Source organism: Stieleria maiorica (genome assembly GCF_008035925.1).
GTDB lineage: Bacteria > Planctomycetota > Planctomycetia > Pirellulales > Pirellulaceae > Stieleria > Stieleria maiorica.
In genome coordinates this window covers 1,245,149-1,262,521 of the sequence record NZ_CP036264.1, presented here as the reverse complement: position 1 = coordinate 1,262,521, position 17,373 = coordinate 1,245,149, and the positions used below count along the sequence as shown (strand labels likewise).

16 protein-coding genes are annotated in these 17,373 nt (G+C 59.1%); 5 read left to right on the top strand and 11 right to left on the bottom strand.

Translation table 11 applies throughout. From position 1 onward, the window contains the following. Positions 1–24: 24 nt before the first annotated feature. Positions 25–345: a hypothetical protein gene (locus Mal15_RS04020; RefSeq protein ID WP_147866576.1), complete on the bottom strand. Its 321-nt coding sequence runs from the start codon at positions 343–345 to the stop codon at positions 25–27. Here Mal15_RS04020 and Mal15_RS04015 point away from each other — a divergent pair. From Mal15_RS04015 to Mal15_RS04000, 4 genes are all read left to right on the top strand, one after another. Next, positions 337–1,017, top strand: a complete 681-nt coding sequence (locus Mal15_RS04015; RefSeq protein ID WP_147866575.1) for a hypothetical protein — start codon at positions 337–339, stop codon at positions 1,015–1,017. The genes Mal15_RS04020 and Mal15_RS04015 overlap by 9 nt on opposite strands. 412 nt (positions 1,018–1,429) lie before the next feature. Then, on the top strand, positions 1,430–2,782 hold the full coding sequence (locus Mal15_RS04010; protein WP_147866038.1) for an IS4 family transposase: 1,353 nt from the start codon (positions 1,430–1,432) through the stop codon (positions 2,780–2,782). Positions 2,783–3,129: 347 nt separating this feature from the next. Further along, entirely contained in the window at positions 3,130–3,612 is a 483-nt protein-coding gene (locus Mal15_RS04005; RefSeq protein WP_147866574.1) for a hypothetical protein, read from the top strand. Positions 3,613–3,674: 62 nt separating this feature from the next. Further along, positions 3,675–4,259 (top strand): pyroglutamyl-peptidase I, encoded by a 585-nt coding sequence (locus tag Mal15_RS04000; RefSeq protein WP_147866573.1) that lies wholly within the window; start codon positions 3,675–3,677, stop codon positions 4,257–4,259. Between the two features lie 751 nt (positions 4,260–5,010). Here Mal15_RS04000 and Mal15_RS03995 read toward each other — a convergent pair. The 9 genes from Mal15_RS03995 to Mal15_RS03955 all read right to left on the bottom strand — a co-directional run bounded on the left by Mal15_RS03995 (position 5,011) and on the right by Mal15_RS03955 (position 14,625). Further along, positions 5,011–6,000 (bottom strand): sigma-54 interaction domain-containing protein, encoded by a 990-nt coding sequence (locus Mal15_RS03995; RefSeq protein ID WP_233903516.1) that lies wholly within the window; start codon positions 5,998–6,000, stop codon positions 5,011–5,013. Positions 6,001–6,285: 285 nt separating this feature from the next. Beyond that, positions 6,286–8,211: a hypothetical protein gene (locus tag Mal15_RS03990; RefSeq protein ID WP_147866572.1), complete on the bottom strand. Its 1,926-nt coding sequence runs from the start codon at positions 8,209–8,211 to the stop codon at positions 6,286–6,288. Positions 8,212–8,360: 149 nt separating this feature from the next. Next, the gene (locus Mal15_RS03985) at positions 8,361–8,924 is read right to left on the bottom strand and encodes a hypothetical protein (protein WP_147866571.1); all 564 of its coding nucleotides are present in this window, start codon (positions 8,922–8,924) and stop codon (positions 8,361–8,363) included. A gap of 26 nt (positions 8,925–8,950) precedes the next feature. Then, positions 8,951–10,252, bottom strand: a complete 1,302-nt coding sequence (locus tag Mal15_RS03980) for a vWA domain-containing protein (RefSeq protein WP_233903270.1) — start codon at positions 10,250–10,252, stop codon at positions 8,951–8,953. A gap of 66 nt (positions 10,253–10,318) precedes the next feature. After that, positions 10,319–10,687 carry a TadE/TadG family type IV pilus assembly protein gene (locus Mal15_RS03975; RefSeq protein ID WP_199773893.1) on the bottom strand — a complete coding sequence of 123 codons (369 nt, stop codon included), beginning with the start codon at positions 10,685–10,687 and terminating at the stop codon, positions 10,319–10,321. 131 nt (positions 10,688–10,818) lie between these two features. Further along, entirely contained in the window at positions 10,819–11,277 is a 459-nt protein-coding gene (locus tag Mal15_RS03970) for a TadE family protein (protein ID WP_147866569.1), read from the bottom strand. A 241-nt stretch (positions 11,278–11,518) separates the two neighbouring features. Then, positions 11,519–12,616 carry a mannose-1-phosphate guanylyltransferase gene (locus tag Mal15_RS03965; protein ID WP_147871836.1) on the bottom strand — a complete coding sequence of 366 codons (1,098 nt, stop codon included), beginning with the start codon at positions 12,614–12,616 and terminating at the stop codon, positions 11,519–11,521. Positions 12,617–12,722: 106 nt separating this feature from the next. Further along, a complete protein-coding gene (locus tag Mal15_RS34515; protein WP_233903269.1) occupies positions 12,723–13,547 on the bottom strand; it encodes a Dabb family protein in 825 nt (274 codons plus the stop codon). A gap of 130 nt (positions 13,548–13,677) precedes the next feature. Continuing rightward, entirely contained in the window at positions 13,678–14,625 is a 948-nt protein-coding gene (locus tag Mal15_RS03955; RefSeq protein WP_233903268.1) for a TerC family protein, read from the bottom strand. Positions 14,626–14,793: 168 nt separating this feature from the next. Here Mal15_RS03955 and Mal15_RS03950 point away from each other — a divergent pair, with 168 nt between their 5' ends. After that, positions 14,794–15,621 carry an NIPSNAP family protein gene (locus tag Mal15_RS03950; protein WP_147866568.1) on the top strand — a complete coding sequence of 276 codons (828 nt, stop codon included), beginning with the start codon at positions 14,794–14,796 and terminating at the stop codon, positions 15,619–15,621. A gap of 120 nt (positions 15,622–15,741) precedes the next feature. Here the strand turns inward: Mal15_RS03950 and Mal15_RS03945 are convergent, their stop codons facing one another. Then, complete coding sequence (locus tag Mal15_RS03945) at positions 15,742–16,812, bottom strand: acyl-CoA desaturase (protein WP_147866567.1); 1,071 nt, start codon at positions 16,810–16,812, stop codon at positions 15,742–15,744. Between the last annotated feature and the right edge of the window lie 561 nt (positions 16,813–17,373).

The following is a 17,373-nucleotide window of genomic DNA, read 5'->3' as shown; positions in this document are numbered from 1 at the left end:
TCCGCTATCTGACGTGGCAGAGCATTACCGAAACGCGCCATTGAATTGGCGGTCGTCGCTGTCAAGCGGGCCGACATAGGCAGCCGTCACATGATTACATTGACCAAACCCGAACGTCGTCCCGGCCACGATGTTCGTCAGGCTGGTGTCGCCGGCCGCACCGCCGATTGTAAAGGCCCCGGCGTTGACCGAATCGGCATCGCTGATCGAACTGGTGTGATAGAGTTCGATCGTTGGGATGATACCGGTCAAGCCCTTCGATTCGTTGTTGCGATGCAGCCAGTATCCGATTCCGTAATCGACAAACAGGTGATTGCGGTCGGTCAATGTTCCGGCGTGACTCAAGCCCGCTGCACCGCTATTCACACTGACATCGTTTCCATTTGCAGCGAAATCAAACTGCAGGACCCCGTGACAACCGATGGCGGAAAACCTGTCGATCTACAGGGACTTGAATGGCTTACCTTTGATGAAACGATCGGAGTTAGCCGCCAGCAAATTGAGAATGGATACAAAAACCTGATGAACGAAGGCTGGCGTTATGCAACCCGCCAAAAGGTTGCCACTCGGTTCCAATCGCTGGCTCCTGTCTACACCGGCGTAGCCAAGAGCCCTGAATATTACGATCGAACCCAGTGGCTATGGAAAAATTTTGACAACCCCAGCGATTTGGCTCCCGTGAGGAACTCGTTCAGTCGAACTGGGGAACTGCTCATTGGGGCAGAGGGTGAAGGTGGACTTGCCGCCGATCATACCTATCTAGCAGTTTGGCGAGGCTATACATCGCCGGCAGGGTGGTTTCAATCTGACTTTGGATACCACGCGGCCCTTACGAACCATACTCGCCCAGACACGTTTTTCTATCCCGGCGGGCTGGACGTCAACACCGCAGCGTCGGTCCTTGTTCGCAGCCCCTCGCAGGCCCCAGAGCCTGCTTCGTGGGCAATCTTTGCGGTTACCGGTGTGGTGAGTTGCACCACCCGCCGTCGGCGTCGAATTGCCGGCAGACCGTTGTGATTGAACGGAATCACGCACTGTGTGATCTACGGCGAAGGTAAGCGTTCTATCTGCCCCGGTGTTGCTTTGTGGCTTGGGCGGCCGGGACTACGTTTCACCAACTCGAAGATTCACCGGAACGGTGTTGCGGATTGGCTGCAGTGGCGGACTCGTCACGTTAACATTTCAGGGTTCGTGACCAATGCAATGGTGCCGGAGACGTTGACAGCCACCGCAATTCCAAATCACGCGTTGCGTTCGCGGCCCAACCGATGCACGAGCAGCGGCTTCATGCGGGATTCAACCCCCGTCCCAATACTGTTCGGCACAAGATTTGCGCACGAAGTTTTAGCATATTTTGGCACGCGGTTTGCGCCATGGACACGCTCACAGAGGACGGCTGCCATAGTGTCATTGTCGCTGACGATTCGTCATGCCCGCCAAGCAAACCAAGCCCAAAATAGTTCCAAAACGTGGGAAACCAGTTGTCACTCCTGGTACTCCAGATGATCTGTCGGTCGATCAGGCACAGCAAGAGGCGACCACCGATGCCTCAGATCGAAAATTCAAGAGCAAAGACATTCAAGGTCTGAAGTATCTCGATATGATCGCTCCTCTGCTGGAGCGACTTCATGACGACCAATGCGAACGCGACAAAGCTGGCAATCGAGACCTGCACTACGACCAACTCTGCATGCTGGTACTGCTATATCTATTTAATCCGGCGATTACCGCGTTGCGGTCAATTCCTCAAGCCACGGAACTTGCGAAAGTCAAGAAACGACTCGGTTGCGGACGAACATCCCTTGGCTCACTGAGCGAAGCTTCGCGCGTGTTCGACGCCGACCGTCTCAAAGAAGTCATTGCCGAGCTCGGCCAGCACGCACAGTCGGTACATGGCCAAAAGAGCCTGCACGGCATCAACCAGACGATCACCCTTGTCGATGGCTCATTGGTCTCTTGCCTGCCTCGCTTGATCGATGCATCGATCTTCAAAGGGCAAAGCAACAGTCACTTGGTCAAGTGGCGATTGCATACGCACTTCGAGGTGGATCGGTACGTCCCGACGCGAATCGACGTGACGCCCGACGCAGGTGGCCAGCACGACGAACGATCGGTGCTCGAGCAGACGATCCAGCGAGATCGTTTGTATGTCATGGATCGCGGTTATGCAAAGTTCTCGCTGTTCAACAAGATCGTCCAAGCCAAAAGCAGCTATGTGTGCCGCGTTCGAGACAACAGTGTTTACGATGTCCTGGAGCAGCGAGTGCTTTCCGAAAAAGCCGTCGCCGCAGGAGTCTTAAGCGATGAGATTGTAGATCTTGGCAGACACCAGGGCGGAAACCGAGAACGGCCAGGGCATCCTGTTCGGTTGATCTGCGTTCGTTGTAGCGCCCATACCAGCCGTGGAAAGTACCACGGGACTTCGACGGGACCGAGCAGCGATGGCATCTTACGAATCGTGACGAACATGCTGGATGTTCCCGCCGAAATCATCGCATTGATCTATTCTCAACGCTGGATCATCGAGATCTTTTTTCGATTCTTCAAGCAGTTGATGGGCTGTAGCCACTTGATATTCCACAGCCAGAATGGAATTGAGATTCAGTGCTATTGTGCATTGATCGCCTGCCTGCTGATCAACATCTGGACGGGGCGCAAGCCAACCAAGCGTACGTTTGAGATGATCAGCTACTACTTCATGGGTCTGGCGAGCGAAGAGGAATTGATCGCTCATTTAGAGAAACTCAAGCGGCACTACGACGCGACTGCAACCAACCAATAAAACTCGATTCGGGAGCATCGCAATTGATGTTGCCTGCGATTGATGCTGCGCGGTCACCAAAACGATAATCGCTCCGCTTGCCAGCCACTGCTTGCGACTGCAACCCGAACCGTCATCGATTACTCAAACTCTGTCCGCTCAAGGTGCGGAGCAAGCAGAGTGCCGAACAGTATTGCCCCCGTCCCCTTTGATTCGCGCGTCCCCTTTGATTCGCGCGTTGCGAAATCTCAACGCCGGAATACAACGCGGCGTGGTAATTTGTCAACACGCCGACCGGTAGGGCCCTGGAATGTCGCCAAATCACGTGTTCATCGGCATCGGCACGACGGTTGCAAATGCGATCGGGCATGAAACTGCCCTCCACCGATCGTGTCGATACGCCGCCCCGCACCCCCGGGATCCTGCTGCCCGGTTCCGTTTCGCTTGGACTGCTGCTGAACAGTTTGCTGCTGACCAGTCTGCTTTCGCTGGCCGGCTGCTCCCCTCCGGCACGGTTTGAAAACGAGTACGGGTCGGTGTTCGCGGCGAACGATTCGGAGGCTGCGATTCCCCGTGGGATGCGGCGGACCAAATACGGCTGGGAAGACGCCTCGTTGTGGCACATCTCGACCGACATTCGTTCGCGATCGATCCAGTCATGGATCGACGGCCAACGACAGCGTGAACCGAGTTGGATGGTGAAGATTTTTGAACGGATTCGCAGCACACCGCCGTTGATGATCGCCGTGATCCAAATCACCGCGATTGCAGCGATTGTGCACATCAGCAACGTTTATCACGCCGAACCTGCCCGTTCTTCGGCCAAAAAGCCCTCCGCCGGTTTGTCCTGATCTATGATGCAGTGCCGCAACTTCCGTCTCCGATCCGCCACTTGCCCTGGGCGACCGCTACCGTGACTCGCATCCTCATCACCGCCTTTGAGCCCTATGAGCGCTGGAAAGAGAACTCCAGCTGGTTGGCGTTGGTCGATCTGACGAGCTGGTATGACGGTGCGTTGGAGATCAGCACGCGCCGCTACCCGGTCGATTTGCCGAAGCTACGCGAATTGCTGGAAGCCGACTTGGCCCGCGACTATGACTTTGCGATCCATCTGGGCCAGTCACCAGGATCGGCGGTGATCAAATTGGAATCGGTCGGTTTGAACCTCCGCACCAACGGCGAACCGTTGTTGGTTGATGCACCGACCGCTTACCGATCGACGCTGGATTTGGAGGGGTGCCTGCAACGGCTGACCGGCGCGGGAATCCCGGCCCAGATCTCGCACCACGCGGGCACGTACCTGTGCAACGCGGCGCTCTTTCTAAGCCAGCACTATGGCGAAATGATGGGCCGCCGAACGCAAAGTCTGTTCATCCACTTGCCGCTGACGCCGGGACAAGTCGCCGCCGACGAATCCGCGTTGGCCAGCATGAGCACTCCGATGCAAAGCGCGGCGATCGCACTGGTCGCCCAGCACCTGGCCCAATCCGATTCCTAGAAGTTCGCACCTGGGATCAGCCGGTTCGCGCGAGCCTGCGGGCCTTCAATACCAAGAGATCGCACCGCCGCGCGTCGGCTCGCGGCCCATGCCATCTACTTGATGAGCCGACGGCTCAGTTTGTGATCGAAAGAAAGTCGCCGTGTTCTCCGAACTCGGCGTGCGCGACAAAGCGAAGCTTTGCCCCGCGCCGACCTCGGAGAGGACGGCGACTATCCAGACGAAGCACTAAAGCGAACTTGAATACGCTCCCTGCGATTGCGGTTGGCTCGGTCGTGCCGTGGGCAGATTCTTGTGACTGAATGGCGTCAATGCGCCAGCCGGAAAGAAGAAGGCCTTGATATCAGGGTGGCGTGAATCAGCCATCGCGCCGACGCGGACGACCGTTCCATCCGACAATTCAAGCGTATAGTCGCAGTCTTTCATTGCATTCCTACATGCGTGCTCTTGAACACAAACTCAGTTGCCCCTCAATCTCACCAGCCTTCCGATCGTTCGCGGTCGCTTGGCCATTGATGTAACGCGGCAGTCTGCAACAAGTCCGCAATGAAGTGCCAGGAATTCTGGGAAATGCCGAATTAGCGTCTCCCCCCCGCGCGTCGTCACTTGGGATGCCGGGCGCGCGGGCATTCACTCTCGCGCTGGCATTCACGCTCGCGCTGACTCGAACTATCACTGACACGAGCGAACCGTGCCTTAGAAGTTAGCCCACGCCCGGGGCAGGGCAGCGATCAAACGAGCGAGGTGGCGGTCAACCGTCAAGCCCGTACTCTTTGATCTTCTTGTGCAACGTGTTGCGATTCATGCCCAGACGCGTCGCGGCTTTGGTTTGTACACCACCACAGGCTTGCAGGACTTGGGCGATCAATTCACGCTCGACGACATCGACCACGCCGCGATGGACATCCGTCGAGTCGCGACCGACTTGGTCCAGCCCCAACTGCACGACGGTCTTGGTCATCGTTGCAAAGTCGACCGGGCCGGCGGCTTCCAAGTCCTCCGCCGGGATCGGTTGCCGATTGGTCACGCAGTCGGGCAACAGGTCGACCAACAGCTCGTCGGTTTCCGCCATCACGACGGCGCGCTCGACATAGTTCTGCAATTCGCGGACGTTTCCCGGCCAGTGATAATCCCGCAACGCTTCCATCGTCCCGGGACCGATATGGGCGACGTAACGATCGTTCAGTTCGTTGTAGTAGTCCAAGAAATGAGACACCAGCGACGGGATGTCGTCACGCCGATCGCGCAGCGGCGGAATCTCGATCGGCACCACGTTCAGCCGCCAGTACAGGTCCTCACGAAAATGCCCGGCGCGAACCTCTCCCATCAGGTCGCGGTTGCTGGCCGCGATGATTCGGACATCGGTTCGCAGCGTGGTGGTATCGCCGACGCGTTCGAATTCCTTTTCCTGCAGGACACGGAGCAGTTTGACCTGCAGCGTCAGCGAGGTGCTGTTGATTTCATCCAAAAAGATGGTGCCGCCCTGGGCCGCTTCGAAACGTCCCGTGCGATTGCTGACCGCACCGGTAAACGCGCCACGAACGTGCCCGAACAATTCGCTTTCCAGCAGACTCTCGCTGAGCGCCCCGCAATTGACCCGGACGAACGGGCGGCCGCTGCGATGGCTCAGTTGGTGCACCGCGCTGGCGATCAATTCCTTTCCGACGCCGGTCTCGCCCAAGACCAGCACCGACGCGTTGCTGACCGCAACACGCCGCGTCACGCGATACACCTCCCTCATCGCCGAGCCATTTCCAATGATTCCCGGCAAGGGAGCGTTCTGAAGGTTGGTTGCGGAGTCGCCGAGCATTGCCGTGCCGAGCATTGCCATGAAACGTTCACGGCAACGTCCGCCCCCTCCATGGAGACGTCATCACCGCGGGCATTATGCCTGATTCAGGAAGTCGTAAAGATTCCGCCCGTTCCGCCAACGCATCGGACCTGCCCAATGCCAACGAGCAATCGTGCTACACCTGCACTGCCGCGAAAGTAGCGTTTTGCGGCGGATCCCGATACCGGGCGTGTCTTAACGAGGCGCCGAATCACCTTGCAGGGCTTCAGCGCCGATGACACGGAAACGGGCACGATCGCTGACCGTCAGTGCCGGCAAACGCCGTTTCGACTCGATTTCTGCTAGCACATCCGAAAATGCCGCCGGACTGCCCGGCAAGGCGACCAGATAGACCGCAGGAGTATTGTCGCTGATCCACCGATTGGAGGTGGTTTCGTATTCAGTCCGACGAATACTCTTTTCGCTCGTTTCGGCGTCGCTGTAAAACACGATCGGAATCCGGCTGCCCTTGGGTTGACGCCGGACACGATCGACCAGCTCGGCCGGAGCCGCATCGGCGATCCGGATCTTGCTGACCACCATTCGCAAATCGCCACCCCGCTGGATCTCACGCTCGGCATCAAGCGCCGATGTCACCTTCCGCACCGCGTAACCGAGCTGATTGAGATTGGATTCCTGACGCAACGCGACCACCGGCCGTGTTTCCAACAGGATCACCAGCGGACGCGAATCCAGCGATGCCATTTCCGCCAGCGTCTTGCGGACATAGCTCGATCCGGGAAACAAAAACCCGTTGCCCAGCGCCGACACCAACTGCGACAGACAGGTTGCCGCCTCGTAGCGGACCAGTGGTTCGGGATCGCGAGCGGCCTCAACGAGTTCGGAGAATCCACCGCCGCGGCCGACGAGCAGTTCTGCGCTCGGGCTGCCCGAGTTGACCGAGTCGGACATCAGCCGCAGCGTCGCAACCGCGGCAGGGGCATCCCCCAGTTCACGTTGCCGGGCAAGCGCCGCCAGCAACGCCGGCGGGTTCATTTGATCGGCGTACGAGCGACGGATCGCCTGGATTTGTTCCGGATCGCCCCAATCAACGTCCACCATCACCCGATAGGCCAAATCGGCCGAAAGCACGCTGTGGGCGACCGTCGGCGGCAACTCGCCCAGCCGACGAAGCCGCTGTGCCGCGTCATATGCATTGCGAGACCGCAGGAAGACCTCCGTACTGCGATTGGCATCGACACCGGTGCGATCGGCATCAACCGACCACAACGTCGCCGGCGTCAGGTCGTTGGGGGTTCGCATCGCGACGGCTCGCAACGTCGACAACCGATCGGCCAACACCGCGATGGCGTCCAGTTTCTCAAACCCCGCGGGAAACGCCGCAGACGCCCGAGCGATCTGGGCTTCCGTTGCGCTCGCATCGTCGGCCAGGGCCGCCGAGATCAACGTGTCGGTTGCCGAGGGTGGATCCAGGATTCGCAACGCATCCAGGGCAGCCGATCGGACGCCGGTGTCGCCATACAGGGCAAGCTGATTGAGTGCCCGTCCCCCGCCGTCGCCGAGCGCTTCGAGCACGCCGAGCAACTTGGCACGATGGCGGTCCGAAATCGCCTGCCCCGAACCACCCCGGACGATCGCCGCCACGATCTCTTTGACCGCCGCATCGCCGCCCGCCATCAGCGTTCGATTGGCCGCAAGGTTGGCGTCGACGTCCTCACCGGCGAGCTGATCGATCGCACCTCGCAAGCGTTCGACCGATTGCTGTTCCGCCTTGGCCGCGGCCGCCATTTTCTGAATCGCCGACCGGCTGTCGTCGCTCAGCTCGCTGCGCAACGAAATCCGCAGCAACATCTCGCTGCCGATCACTTCGGCCGAACGGGTGAGTTCGGATTGGTCGCCGACTCCGTTGATCCGCCCCAACCAGCGGTCCACCTGGGGCCACGCGCCGATCCGGGCCAGCGAGCGAATCGCCTGCGCCCGGTAGCTCCCACCGCGGCTGGCGGTCGACTCCAACTGGCGGACCAGTTCGTCTCGATTGGACGGTGACTCCGCCGGATCCTGCGTGACCGCCTCCCCTTCGCCGAACTGTCCGGACGCCCCATCAGCGAGGAATGTCACCGAGGCGAGAAAGACGGAAATCGTCAAAAAATGAAACCGCATGATGGGCAAACGGGGGAGAAGAGGGGTGAACGGTGGCAAGTGACCCGGTTGTATCTTAATCACCGCTCGGAGAAAGTGCGCCCGATGCTGCTTGCGTTTGACCGAGATCCATTCGGGTCGCCGTCTAGGTCGCCCGTCCAGGCCGCCTTTCAGGCCTCGGCGGGAGCGTCACTGATGACCTTTTGCAGATCCTGGAGCGTTTGCCATTCGATCGTTCCCTCTTTGATCGACTCTTCGCCCGAATCCTTGAGCATCTGGTGGAATTGCTGTTTGCGTTTTTCCACGCCTTCACTCCACTTTTGATGCAACTCGCGTTTGGTCAGCCCGGACCTGGTGGGGCGATTTTTGTCGCGGACCCGACTGAGTAGCCGACGGTCCAGATCGCGGGTGTAGTCGACGTATTGATCGGCGGTCAGCCGAGCCTCGTACTCCAGATCCGTCAGCGTCGCCTGGGTCGCCCCCAGGCCCCTGCCATCGCCCCGTCCGGCTCCGGAGCGAAACGGGAGCGTGAAGGCCCAGGCGATCAGCCCGGTCGAGAATAAGAACGAGCAGACGATTGCGTACCTTGCGAAATTGGATCGCGGCAAGGCGGCGGCACGATCGGTTTTGCGGCGGCCGCCGGCTTGAACGCCGCGCTGCTGCCCCGTTCGATCACTCTCGCGGCGATTGAATTTCGGCTCGGCGCCCGACTCGGATTCGCGTTTCTGTGGCATCGTCTGTTCCCCGTGTGTTAGACGTCTTACTTGGTCAAGATGGTGGGCAGGTTGTTGGCGATCTCTTGAAAGATCCGCACCAGGTCCTCGCCGGTCGCGGCGTGATAGTGTTTCCCGCCACCGATCGCGGCGACTTCACGCATGTCCTGTTGGTTGGCACCCTCGCCGAACGTCACCGTGTGGATGGTCAGCAGATAGTTGTTGACCAGCGTTTGGGCCACGTTCTCCGCCCACGGCGTTTGGTTTTGGTTGCCGTCGGTCATCACGACCATCGTCTTTGCGGCAAACGGACGTGCCCGGCTATGAATCAGACCTTCGATGCCCTCCTGCATCCCCTTTCCGATCGCGGTGTTGCCGCCGGTGTTGAGTTGGGCGACTTTATCACGAACGATTTGTAAATCCTTTTCCAATAAGGTGTCCAGTGTTGCACTGCTGGAGTAGCTGGCCAACGAAACCTGTTCTTCTTGGCTGGTTTCATCCAAGACATCCAAGAATGCGTTGACGGCAACTTCAAGATCCTGCCAGGCGTTGGTCGGTGGCGCGCCCTTGTTGAAGTAGTTCTCGTACATGTACTGCTGGTAGGTCACCGAATCATGCCCATTGGCGTAGGAATAACGCCAGCGTCCGCCAGAATACCAGCGATTGAGTTGACCTTGGCTTGCCGCCCAGTCCTTAGCGTCGGTGGAGAACGGGTTTTCGTTCCATTCCCAATCGAAATCGATGTCATCCATCGAACCGGATCGATCCAGGATCAATGAGATGTCCCGGTCGACCTGCATGGCCACCGAATCATGTTGGGTCTCAAAATCGTTGGTACTCAGCAACCCGGGAATGATCAACGGAACATTTCCCGACAGCGAATCCTCAAGACGTTTTCCGTGGACCCGCACGGCGCTGGCGACGGTACCATTGCGGACAGCTGGCGTCGGAATCCTGACAAAGTGATAGCGACTGCCGTCGCCGCCGTATTGCTGCGTATTCCCGAATTCGATTTCGCGATCGTTGTCGCCCGTACGCAGACGCAACGGATCGCCGTCGACCAGGTTCAACGCAGCAGTCGCGACGGCGGCATCAATCGCCGCGTCGACGGTCTGCACTTCGCTGAAGGCACGTCCGGCCGAGCGTGCCGCCGCATCGGTCGCGATCATCAATTCGGTGCGGGTCAGTTGCATGTGTGCCGCGTTGATCGCGAATGCCGCCAAGATGGCCAGGACTGGCAACACGACTGCGGTGATCGCCATCACCGTCCCCCGCCGACCCTGGAACCGAAGCCGACGCTGGAATCGAGTTTGAATCGCGTGTCCGTTTCGATTTCGTTTGACGTTCATGGTGTAACTCACAGAAGTGGGGCAAGACAGAGCGGTGGAGAGAAGCGTGGAAAAATGCAAGTCGGACTACTGTTCGTAGAACCCTTCGTAACGCTCGGTCCGGATACGGGCGGTGGTCTCGATCGTTGCGTTGGGCAAGAACATCGGAGCAAACAACGCGATTTCGTCGAAGTCGACCGTCACCGTCACGACCACATTCGGTGAATCCTCATCGATCGGCTCCACGCTCACCTGGTATCCGCTCGCGGTCATCATGTTCATCACTTGATCCGCGGCGGCCTCGGCTTCTTCGACCGTCGCCCCCGGCACCATCGCTTGGCGTGCGGCAAAGTAGGCCGCATCTTGTGCCAGGTTGCGGATCATGTTCATCCGCGCGAATTCCATGCAGGTGAAAATCAATACGAAGAAGATGTTGGCGCAAATGGCAAACTCCACCGCCGCCGCTCCGCGTCGACGCCGGCCGGAACGAGGGATCCTCGATCGTCGCTTTCGTGGTGGCGTTGATTTCATGGCTTCGGTCCGCAGCGGAAACGTGGGGCGATCATCTGGTGATGCGATTGGATGGACTAATTAATCGGCAAGTTTTTGTACTCTTTCCGCAACGTCACCTCTGCGGAAAGTTCGATGCCGGCGAACAGGACCGATGGGATCAACAAGTTGCCGTCACAGGGAACGGTCACGGTTGTCGTCACGTTTTCCAAGGTGTCGGCATCGGTGAAATCCGGCGAACTGAAGGTACACGGATTGCCGCTGTACTGAATGTTCCGCTCGTCCAAGAACTCCTGCACTCGCGCGATCACGTCCGCATTGGTGCGGCCGCGTGCGACGCCTCGGCGGGCGCCCTCATAAGCGGCCAGCGTGATCGACTCTTTCAGGAACAACATCGAACACAAGTCGATCGTCCCGATGGTCAGCGCGATCAGTGCCGGCAGGCAGATGGCGAATTCGACGGTGGCAGCGCCTCGGCGCTGCCGTCGCCGCCGTGATCGACACGAATTCTCGTTGCGACGCTTGGAAAGAAACATGACGAAAGGTTGTGCGTGGACGAACTGGTGGTTTCCCGTTACCAGAAACCTAGCTCGCAAACCTGTCGCATGTCGGACATCGGAGATGGCGATCGGCGCAAAAACTCGTGACTTTCTTCGCGTCAGCTGACCGCTTTCCCCCACCGGCCGGTGGACGGGGGAGGCAAAAAATCAACACCCGGCGTTTCGAGACTGCCCCAGGGCGAAAGAAGCAATCCGCGCGTTAGAGAAAATCAGCGCGTTAGAGACAATCGGTTCGACCGGTCTCCTTCAATCGCTTGACGGCCTCACGCACCCGCTCCTCGGCCGACTTCGGCGCGACCAACGTGGCGTCCCCGGTTTGGACCACGATCAAGTCTTCCACTCCGATGGTGACGATCGTATGCCCCGGCTGGCCGAAGATGATCGATCCGGACGTGTCGATCCCCAAGTGATCGCCGACGACGGTGTTGCCGTCCGCATCTGCTTCATGCAATCGCCCCAGCGACTGCCAACTGCCCACATCGTCCCAGCTGAACGGAGCCTCGATCACCGCCACGTTGGCGTACGATTCCATCACCGCGTAATCGATCGACGTCCCTTCGATCGCACAGAACTCTTCCTCCAGAACGGTTTCATAGTCCGGTGAACCGATCGCGGCGGCGATTTTTTCGATGTGCGAATACATCGCCGGCTGGTTGGTCTTGATCGCGTCCAGAATGACCGACGCCCGCCACAAGAAGATCCCGCTGTTCCAATAGAAGTCGCCCGATTCCAGGTACTGCGTCGCGGTCTCCCGATCCGGCTTCTCACGAAACTGGTCGACCTGGAACGCCTTGATCTCGGTCCCGCCATCGACATCGCCACCGGCTTCGATCTTCGGTCCCCGCTGGATGTACCCGAACGACTCGGCCGGATAGGTCGGCCGGATGCCGAAGGTGACGATCCGGCTGGGATCCTCCATCACCAAACGCTCCCCGGCTGCGATCGCGCCGCAGAATTGTTCGTCGGTCGCGATGACGTGGTCCGACGGCATCACCGCCATGATCGCCTCGGGATCCTGATGGGCGATCAACGCGGCCGCCAAGGCGATGCAAGGCGCGGTGTCCCGCTTGGCCGGCTCGCCGATCAAGTTCTCCTTCGGGTGCTCCGGCAGTTGCTCGGCGATCGGGTCGACCAAGATCTTGTTGGTCACGATCAACTGACGCTCGGCGGGCACCAATCCGGACAGCCGATCGCTGGTCGACTGAATCATCGTCCGTTGCCCCGACAGGGCCAACAACTGTTTCGGCCGCAACGTTCGGCTTGCCGGCCAAAACCGTGTTCCACTTCCGCCAGCCATGATCACTGCGTACAACATCTTCGAGTCTTCTTGAATCGCGTAATGGAGTGTCCGCGGCAATCGTAGCCGATCATCGGCGGCAGGGTTAGCCGGCAACCGATTGGCGAAAAGGGGGCCGGCCCGCTCAGGGCTTCGTGCCCCAGAAGTCCAACACGCGCACTTTGTCCAGCACCGGTTTCAAGACTTCGACGAAAGCCAGGTGCTCGGCGTGAGGTAGATAGGCTTCGCGTCCCGCCTCACTGTCAAAGGTGACCAGGAAACAGTGGGTGAAGCCGTCGTCGTGTTTTTCGGGACTGTTGTTGGTCGACCATTCAAACGCTTTGATCGCGTCGATCTTTTCCGGCAGCGCGGCAAAAGCCTGCTCGACCTTCGCGACTTCTTCACGTGAGGCCGAATCCTTGAACTTAAAAAACACGGCATGCTGGAGTGGTTTTTCCGGTTGAACCTGCTTCGAGTCGCCCCAGTAATCCAGCACGAACACGTCCTTCATGTGAGGCCGCAACACATCGCCGAACGCCTTGTGCGCCGGATGGGGCAGGTATTCCTGGCGTCCCGCATCGTCGGCAAACGTCAACAAAAAGCAATGCGTGAATCCGTCATCCAGCCCTTCAGGGCTGTTGTTGACGCCGTACTGAAAATCAATGATCGAATCGATTTTGGACGGCAGTTCCGCAAAGGCGTCGACCACTCCCTGAATGTCTTCTTCGCTGGAAGAGTCTTTGAACGAAAAGAACACTGCGTGACGTAACATGCCGCTGTTGAGATTACTGGGGTTTTCGGGGTGGACGGTTTGACCGGTCGAATCGGGTGCCGCTGCTTCGGAGTCCGCGGTCGGTGCCGCGGCCGCAGCGACCGGCTCCGGACCTGCCGATTCGGGATCAACGGGACCACCACAGCCACAGGCGGCGATCAACAAAACACCACCGACGGCAAGTTTTAATCGAAACATCGGGAAAACCTAACTGAAATCAAAGAGTTGGGAACGACAACGACGCAGGCGTTCAGTCACACGGACGCTCGATCAATGGTAGCGGAAGTCCCCCGGGGAATCGATGCGCCGCGATCCGCGGCCCCGCCGATCACTTCGCCTGCGGTGCGGCCGCACGCAGTTTGGCCTGCTGGGCGAGCAGCTTCTTCTGATAGCGGCCCTGGACGACGTCGACGATGATCAACACGGCCAGCACAAAATAGAACGTCGACTTTTCCATCGCCTCGACGTGGTATCCGAACAATTGGACCTGTGCCAGATGACCGCCTTCGCTGACCAGCATCACCCCGACGATGAACAGGATGAACAAACCGAGCACCTCGTACATCCGGTTCTTCTTCAAAAACTCGGCGACGTGGTCGGCCAACCAGATCATCAACAGCCCGCTCAAAACGATCGCCGTCGCCATGATGGCGAACGAGTTGGTCAACGCCATCGCACTCAAAATGGAATCGAACGAGAACACCAGGTTCATCGTCACGATCAACGAGATCGCCTTGGCGACTGAGTTTCCCTTCTCTCCCTTGTCGCCTTCCTCGCCGAGATCGCTGACTGCCAGCAGGTGGTAAATCTCTTTGATCGCCGTCCAAAGAATGAATGCCCCGCCGCCGATCACGATCAAGCTGTGTCCGGAGACGTGCATCTCGAGCGGGTTTGAGATCAGATTCAGAAACGGGTCTTCCAACAATTTGATCAGGTTGACGACCACAAACAACAAGACGATCCGGAATACGATCGCCAGCCCGATGCCCCATTTCCGCACCATCGACTGCTTGGATTCCTCCACCCGCTTGCTCTCGATCGAAATGTACAGCAGGTTGTCGAAGCCCAGCACCGCTTGCAGCACGATCAGCATGCCGAGTGTCAGAATGCCGCCGATGGAAAACAGGCTTTCCTCCGCCGGTTCCACCAAGTCCCCCGCGGTCACCTCCGGCGGCGCGGTCTCGGCCAACATCATCAGGGGCTCGGTCAGCATCCCCAACGAAAAAGGGTGGCTAAAAATCGAACTGACGGTCGAGCAAAGGTCCAAATCGATCATCGGGTCTGCCAAGCGATGGAGAAGGTTCCGGATTTGCCGCGGACGCAATACCCGCGCGAGTGAGTACGGGATTATGATGCCAGCTGTGATCCCACCTCAACCCCGCACAGCCCCACCGCACACCCACCCACCGTCACTTCAACGAACACGCATCCCAGGACCCGATCCATGAAGACTCCTTCCCGCAACAGCTTTGTGACCACCATTGGGCTGGCCGCAACGGCTTCGCTCCTGACGCTATTCCTGTTCGCGTCACCCGTCACCCGCGGCGCCGATCCGAACAACCAGGCGACGAAACAGCACTACGAAATTCGCACCTACTTGCTGGGCGAAGACGGGGACGCCGCCGCGGTCGACCATTACCTGCAACACGCATTGATCCCGGCGCTGAATCGAATCGAGATCGGCCCGGTGGGTGTGTTCGCGCCCGCGGCTAACGACACGAACGACCGCGACAGCATCATTGTCGTGATCCCCGCCGACAGTGCCGACCAACTCGCCAGTTTACAGACGCGACTGCAAAACGACGCCCAATACCTGGCGGACGCAAAACCCTACTTGGAGCGCGGCCCCCAGGACGCCCCTTACGCCAGAATCTCAAGTGAAATGCTGGTCGCGATGGACTGCATGCCGAAGCTGAATGTCCCCGCGGGCACGCTGGACAATGACGACCGCGTTTACGAGCTGCGGCTGTACGAGAGCGCCAACGAGCGGCTGGGCAACTTGAAAGTCGACATGTTCAACAACGGCGAAGTCCCGATCTTTCTCGATAGCGGGATCGCGCCGGTCTTTATCGGGCAAGCCGTCGTCGGCCCCCAGACGCCCAACCTGACCTACTTGACGGTCTATCCCAACGACGACGCTCGACTGAAAGCCTGGGATGCGTTTCGCGCCCATCCCGACTGGCAAGTCCTCAAGAACGTGGCGAAGTACAAAGGCACCGTCAGCAAGATCGACAAACACGTCCTGGTGGCCAAGCCGTATTCGCAGATGTAAATCGATGTCAATAAAAAACCCGCCGTATCGCTCCTGTCGAGCGATGCGGCGGGTGGATGCACGTCTTACAACGAGAAGTCGCACCGCGAGAAGTGGACACAGCCCGCGGCAGTCCGGTGATCACGCCGCCGCGTTGCTCTCCTTGGCTTTCTTCTCTTTCGCATTGCGATAGTCGACCACGTCCCAGACCAAGCCGAGCGTGCGGAACAGACGAATCGCTTGCCAGGTGATGTCAAATTCCCACCACTTGTGACCGTGCTTGGCCATCCGCGGGTGGGCATGGTGGTTGTTGTGCCAACCTTCGCCATAGGCGATGATCGCGACCAGCCAGTTGTTGCGGCTGTCGTCGGTCGTTTCGTAGTTTTTGTAGCCCCACATGTGCGACGCACTGTTGACCATCCAGGTCGCATGCAGCACTCCGACCAGGCGGACAAACAGCCCCCAAACCAACAGCGACGCGCCGAAGGAGACTCCGCCGAAGTAATAGCCGACGCCGAACAAGATGACGCCGCTGACGATGTGGATCGGCAGGAACAGATAGTCCATGATCCGCATCCCGCGTTGCTTGTACAGGTCCGGTGCCCACTTCTTCAGATACGCGATGCGATCGCCGTTGTGGGTGTGGAAGGCCAGCCAGAACATGTGGCTCCACCAGCTGCCGTCGTGCGGCGAATGGGGGTCACCATCCTGATCGCTATGCTTGTGGTGCTTGCGATGGTCGGCGACCCAATCCAGTGGCGTGCCTTCGCCAGCCAAGGAGCCGATTCCGGCCAACAGGTACTTGAACCAGGTCTTGGTCTTCATGCCCGAGTGGGTCAGCAGTCGGTGATAGCCCAGACAGATCCCGATACTGCCGGTCAACCAGTGCAATCCCAGCATGACTGCCAGCCCGGTCCAGGTGAAGGTTTGCCAAGCGAAACCCAAGACGACGGCATGGGCCAATCCCAACCAGCCGATCGCCCACCAAGAAATGTTGGCGAAACGCTTGCGATCGTTTGCCGTTTCCACGTTCGATTCGGGCTTGGACGCCTTGACCGCTCGGGTATTGGGGTCGTTCCACGGTTCGGCGGCGTTGGGCTCGATCGTGCCCTCGGCACCGGCGAGCTGTTCCACGTCGGGGAACTCGAGTTTGGTTGAGTTTTCGGTTGACTTCCGTTGCGATTTCCGCGGTGTCTCTACTACGTTCGCCATTTCGACGATTCCTCGATCAGGACATTGCATGGTTGCTGAGCGGCATTCGGTTGCGGCTCGGGTTTGGAGAAGTCTAAGGATTCTTGAATCCCTGTCTGTCTCGATCGGGGCATTTGAATGTAACGGACATGTAAAAGATCCCCGCACCCCCCCACCCGGACGACGCCCCGACCGGCGACCGGAGTGCGACAAACGCGCTGCGTGCCTCGTCACCGCTACATTTTCCGCGCGGCGGCCGCTGTTGATGCCGGCCCGCAGGCCGGCGCCCAATGCACCTACTGTCGATCACAAACTGAGCCGCAGGCGCTAGCCTCGGGCCTTACAAGAGCCGCAGGCGCTAGCCTCGGGCCTTGGATTGCCTTTCGAGACTTGATAAGGCCCGCGGCTAGCGCCGTCGGCTCATCAAGGAGGTGCCATTGGGCCGCCGCCAAACGGCTGATTCCAAGAGGGTTTCTACGGGCATCGGGGGGAATCCGAGGCAACCGGAAAACTCAACGCAAAGCGATCGACCGGAAGGAAAACACCGTCACCAAGGACGATTCAACCGCAACGAGCGTTTCC

What these genes read in the sequence shown, in the direction of transcription:
- Mal15_RS34515 (WP_233903269.1), bottom strand. Translation starts at nt 13,547, where the DNA reads ATGTTTCGATTAAAACTTGCCGTCGGTGGTGTTTTGTTGATCGCCGCC.
- Mal15_RS04005 (WP_147866574.1), top strand. Translation starts at nt 3,130, where the DNA reads ATGAAACTGCCCTCCACCGATCGTGTCGATACGCCGCCCCGCACCCCC.
- Mal15_RS03985 (WP_147866571.1), bottom strand. Translation starts at nt 8,924, where the DNA reads ATGCCACAGAAACGCGAATCCGAGTCGGGCGCCGAGCCGAAATTCAAT.
- Mal15_RS03990 (WP_147866572.1), bottom strand. Translation starts at nt 8,211, where the DNA reads ATGCGGTTTCATTTTTTGACGATTTCCGTCTTTCTCGCCTCGGTGACA.
- Mal15_RS04010 (WP_147866038.1), top strand. Translation starts at nt 1,430, where the DNA reads ATGCCCGCCAAGCAAACCAAGCCCAAAATAGTTCCAAAACGTGGGAAA.
- Mal15_RS03995 (WP_233903516.1), bottom strand. Translation starts at nt 6,000, where the DNA reads ATGAGGGAGGTGTATCGCGTGACGCGGCGTGTTGCGGTCAGCAACGCG.
- Mal15_RS03950 (WP_147866568.1), top strand. Translation starts at nt 14,794, where the DNA reads ATGAAGACTCCTTCCCGCAACAGCTTTGTGACCACCATTGGGCTGGCC.
- Mal15_RS03965 (WP_147871836.1), bottom strand. Translation starts at nt 12,616, where the DNA reads ATGTTGTACGCAGTGATCATGGCTGGCGGAAGTGGAACACGGTTTTGG.
- Mal15_RS03970 (WP_147866569.1), bottom strand. Translation starts at nt 11,277, where the DNA reads ATGTTTCTTTCCAAGCGTCGCAACGAGAATTCGTGTCGATCACGGCGG.
- Mal15_RS03980 (WP_233903270.1), bottom strand. Translation starts at nt 10,252, where the DNA reads ATGAACGTCAAACGAAATCGAAACGGACACGCGATTCAAACTCGATTC.
- Mal15_RS03945 (WP_147866567.1), bottom strand. Translation starts at nt 16,812, where the DNA reads ATGGCGAACGTAGTAGAGACACCGCGGAAATCGCAACGGAAGTCAACC.
- Mal15_RS03955 (WP_233903268.1), bottom strand. Translation starts at nt 14,625, where the DNA reads ATGATCGATTTGGACCTTTGCTCGACCGTCAGTTCGATTTTTAGCCAC.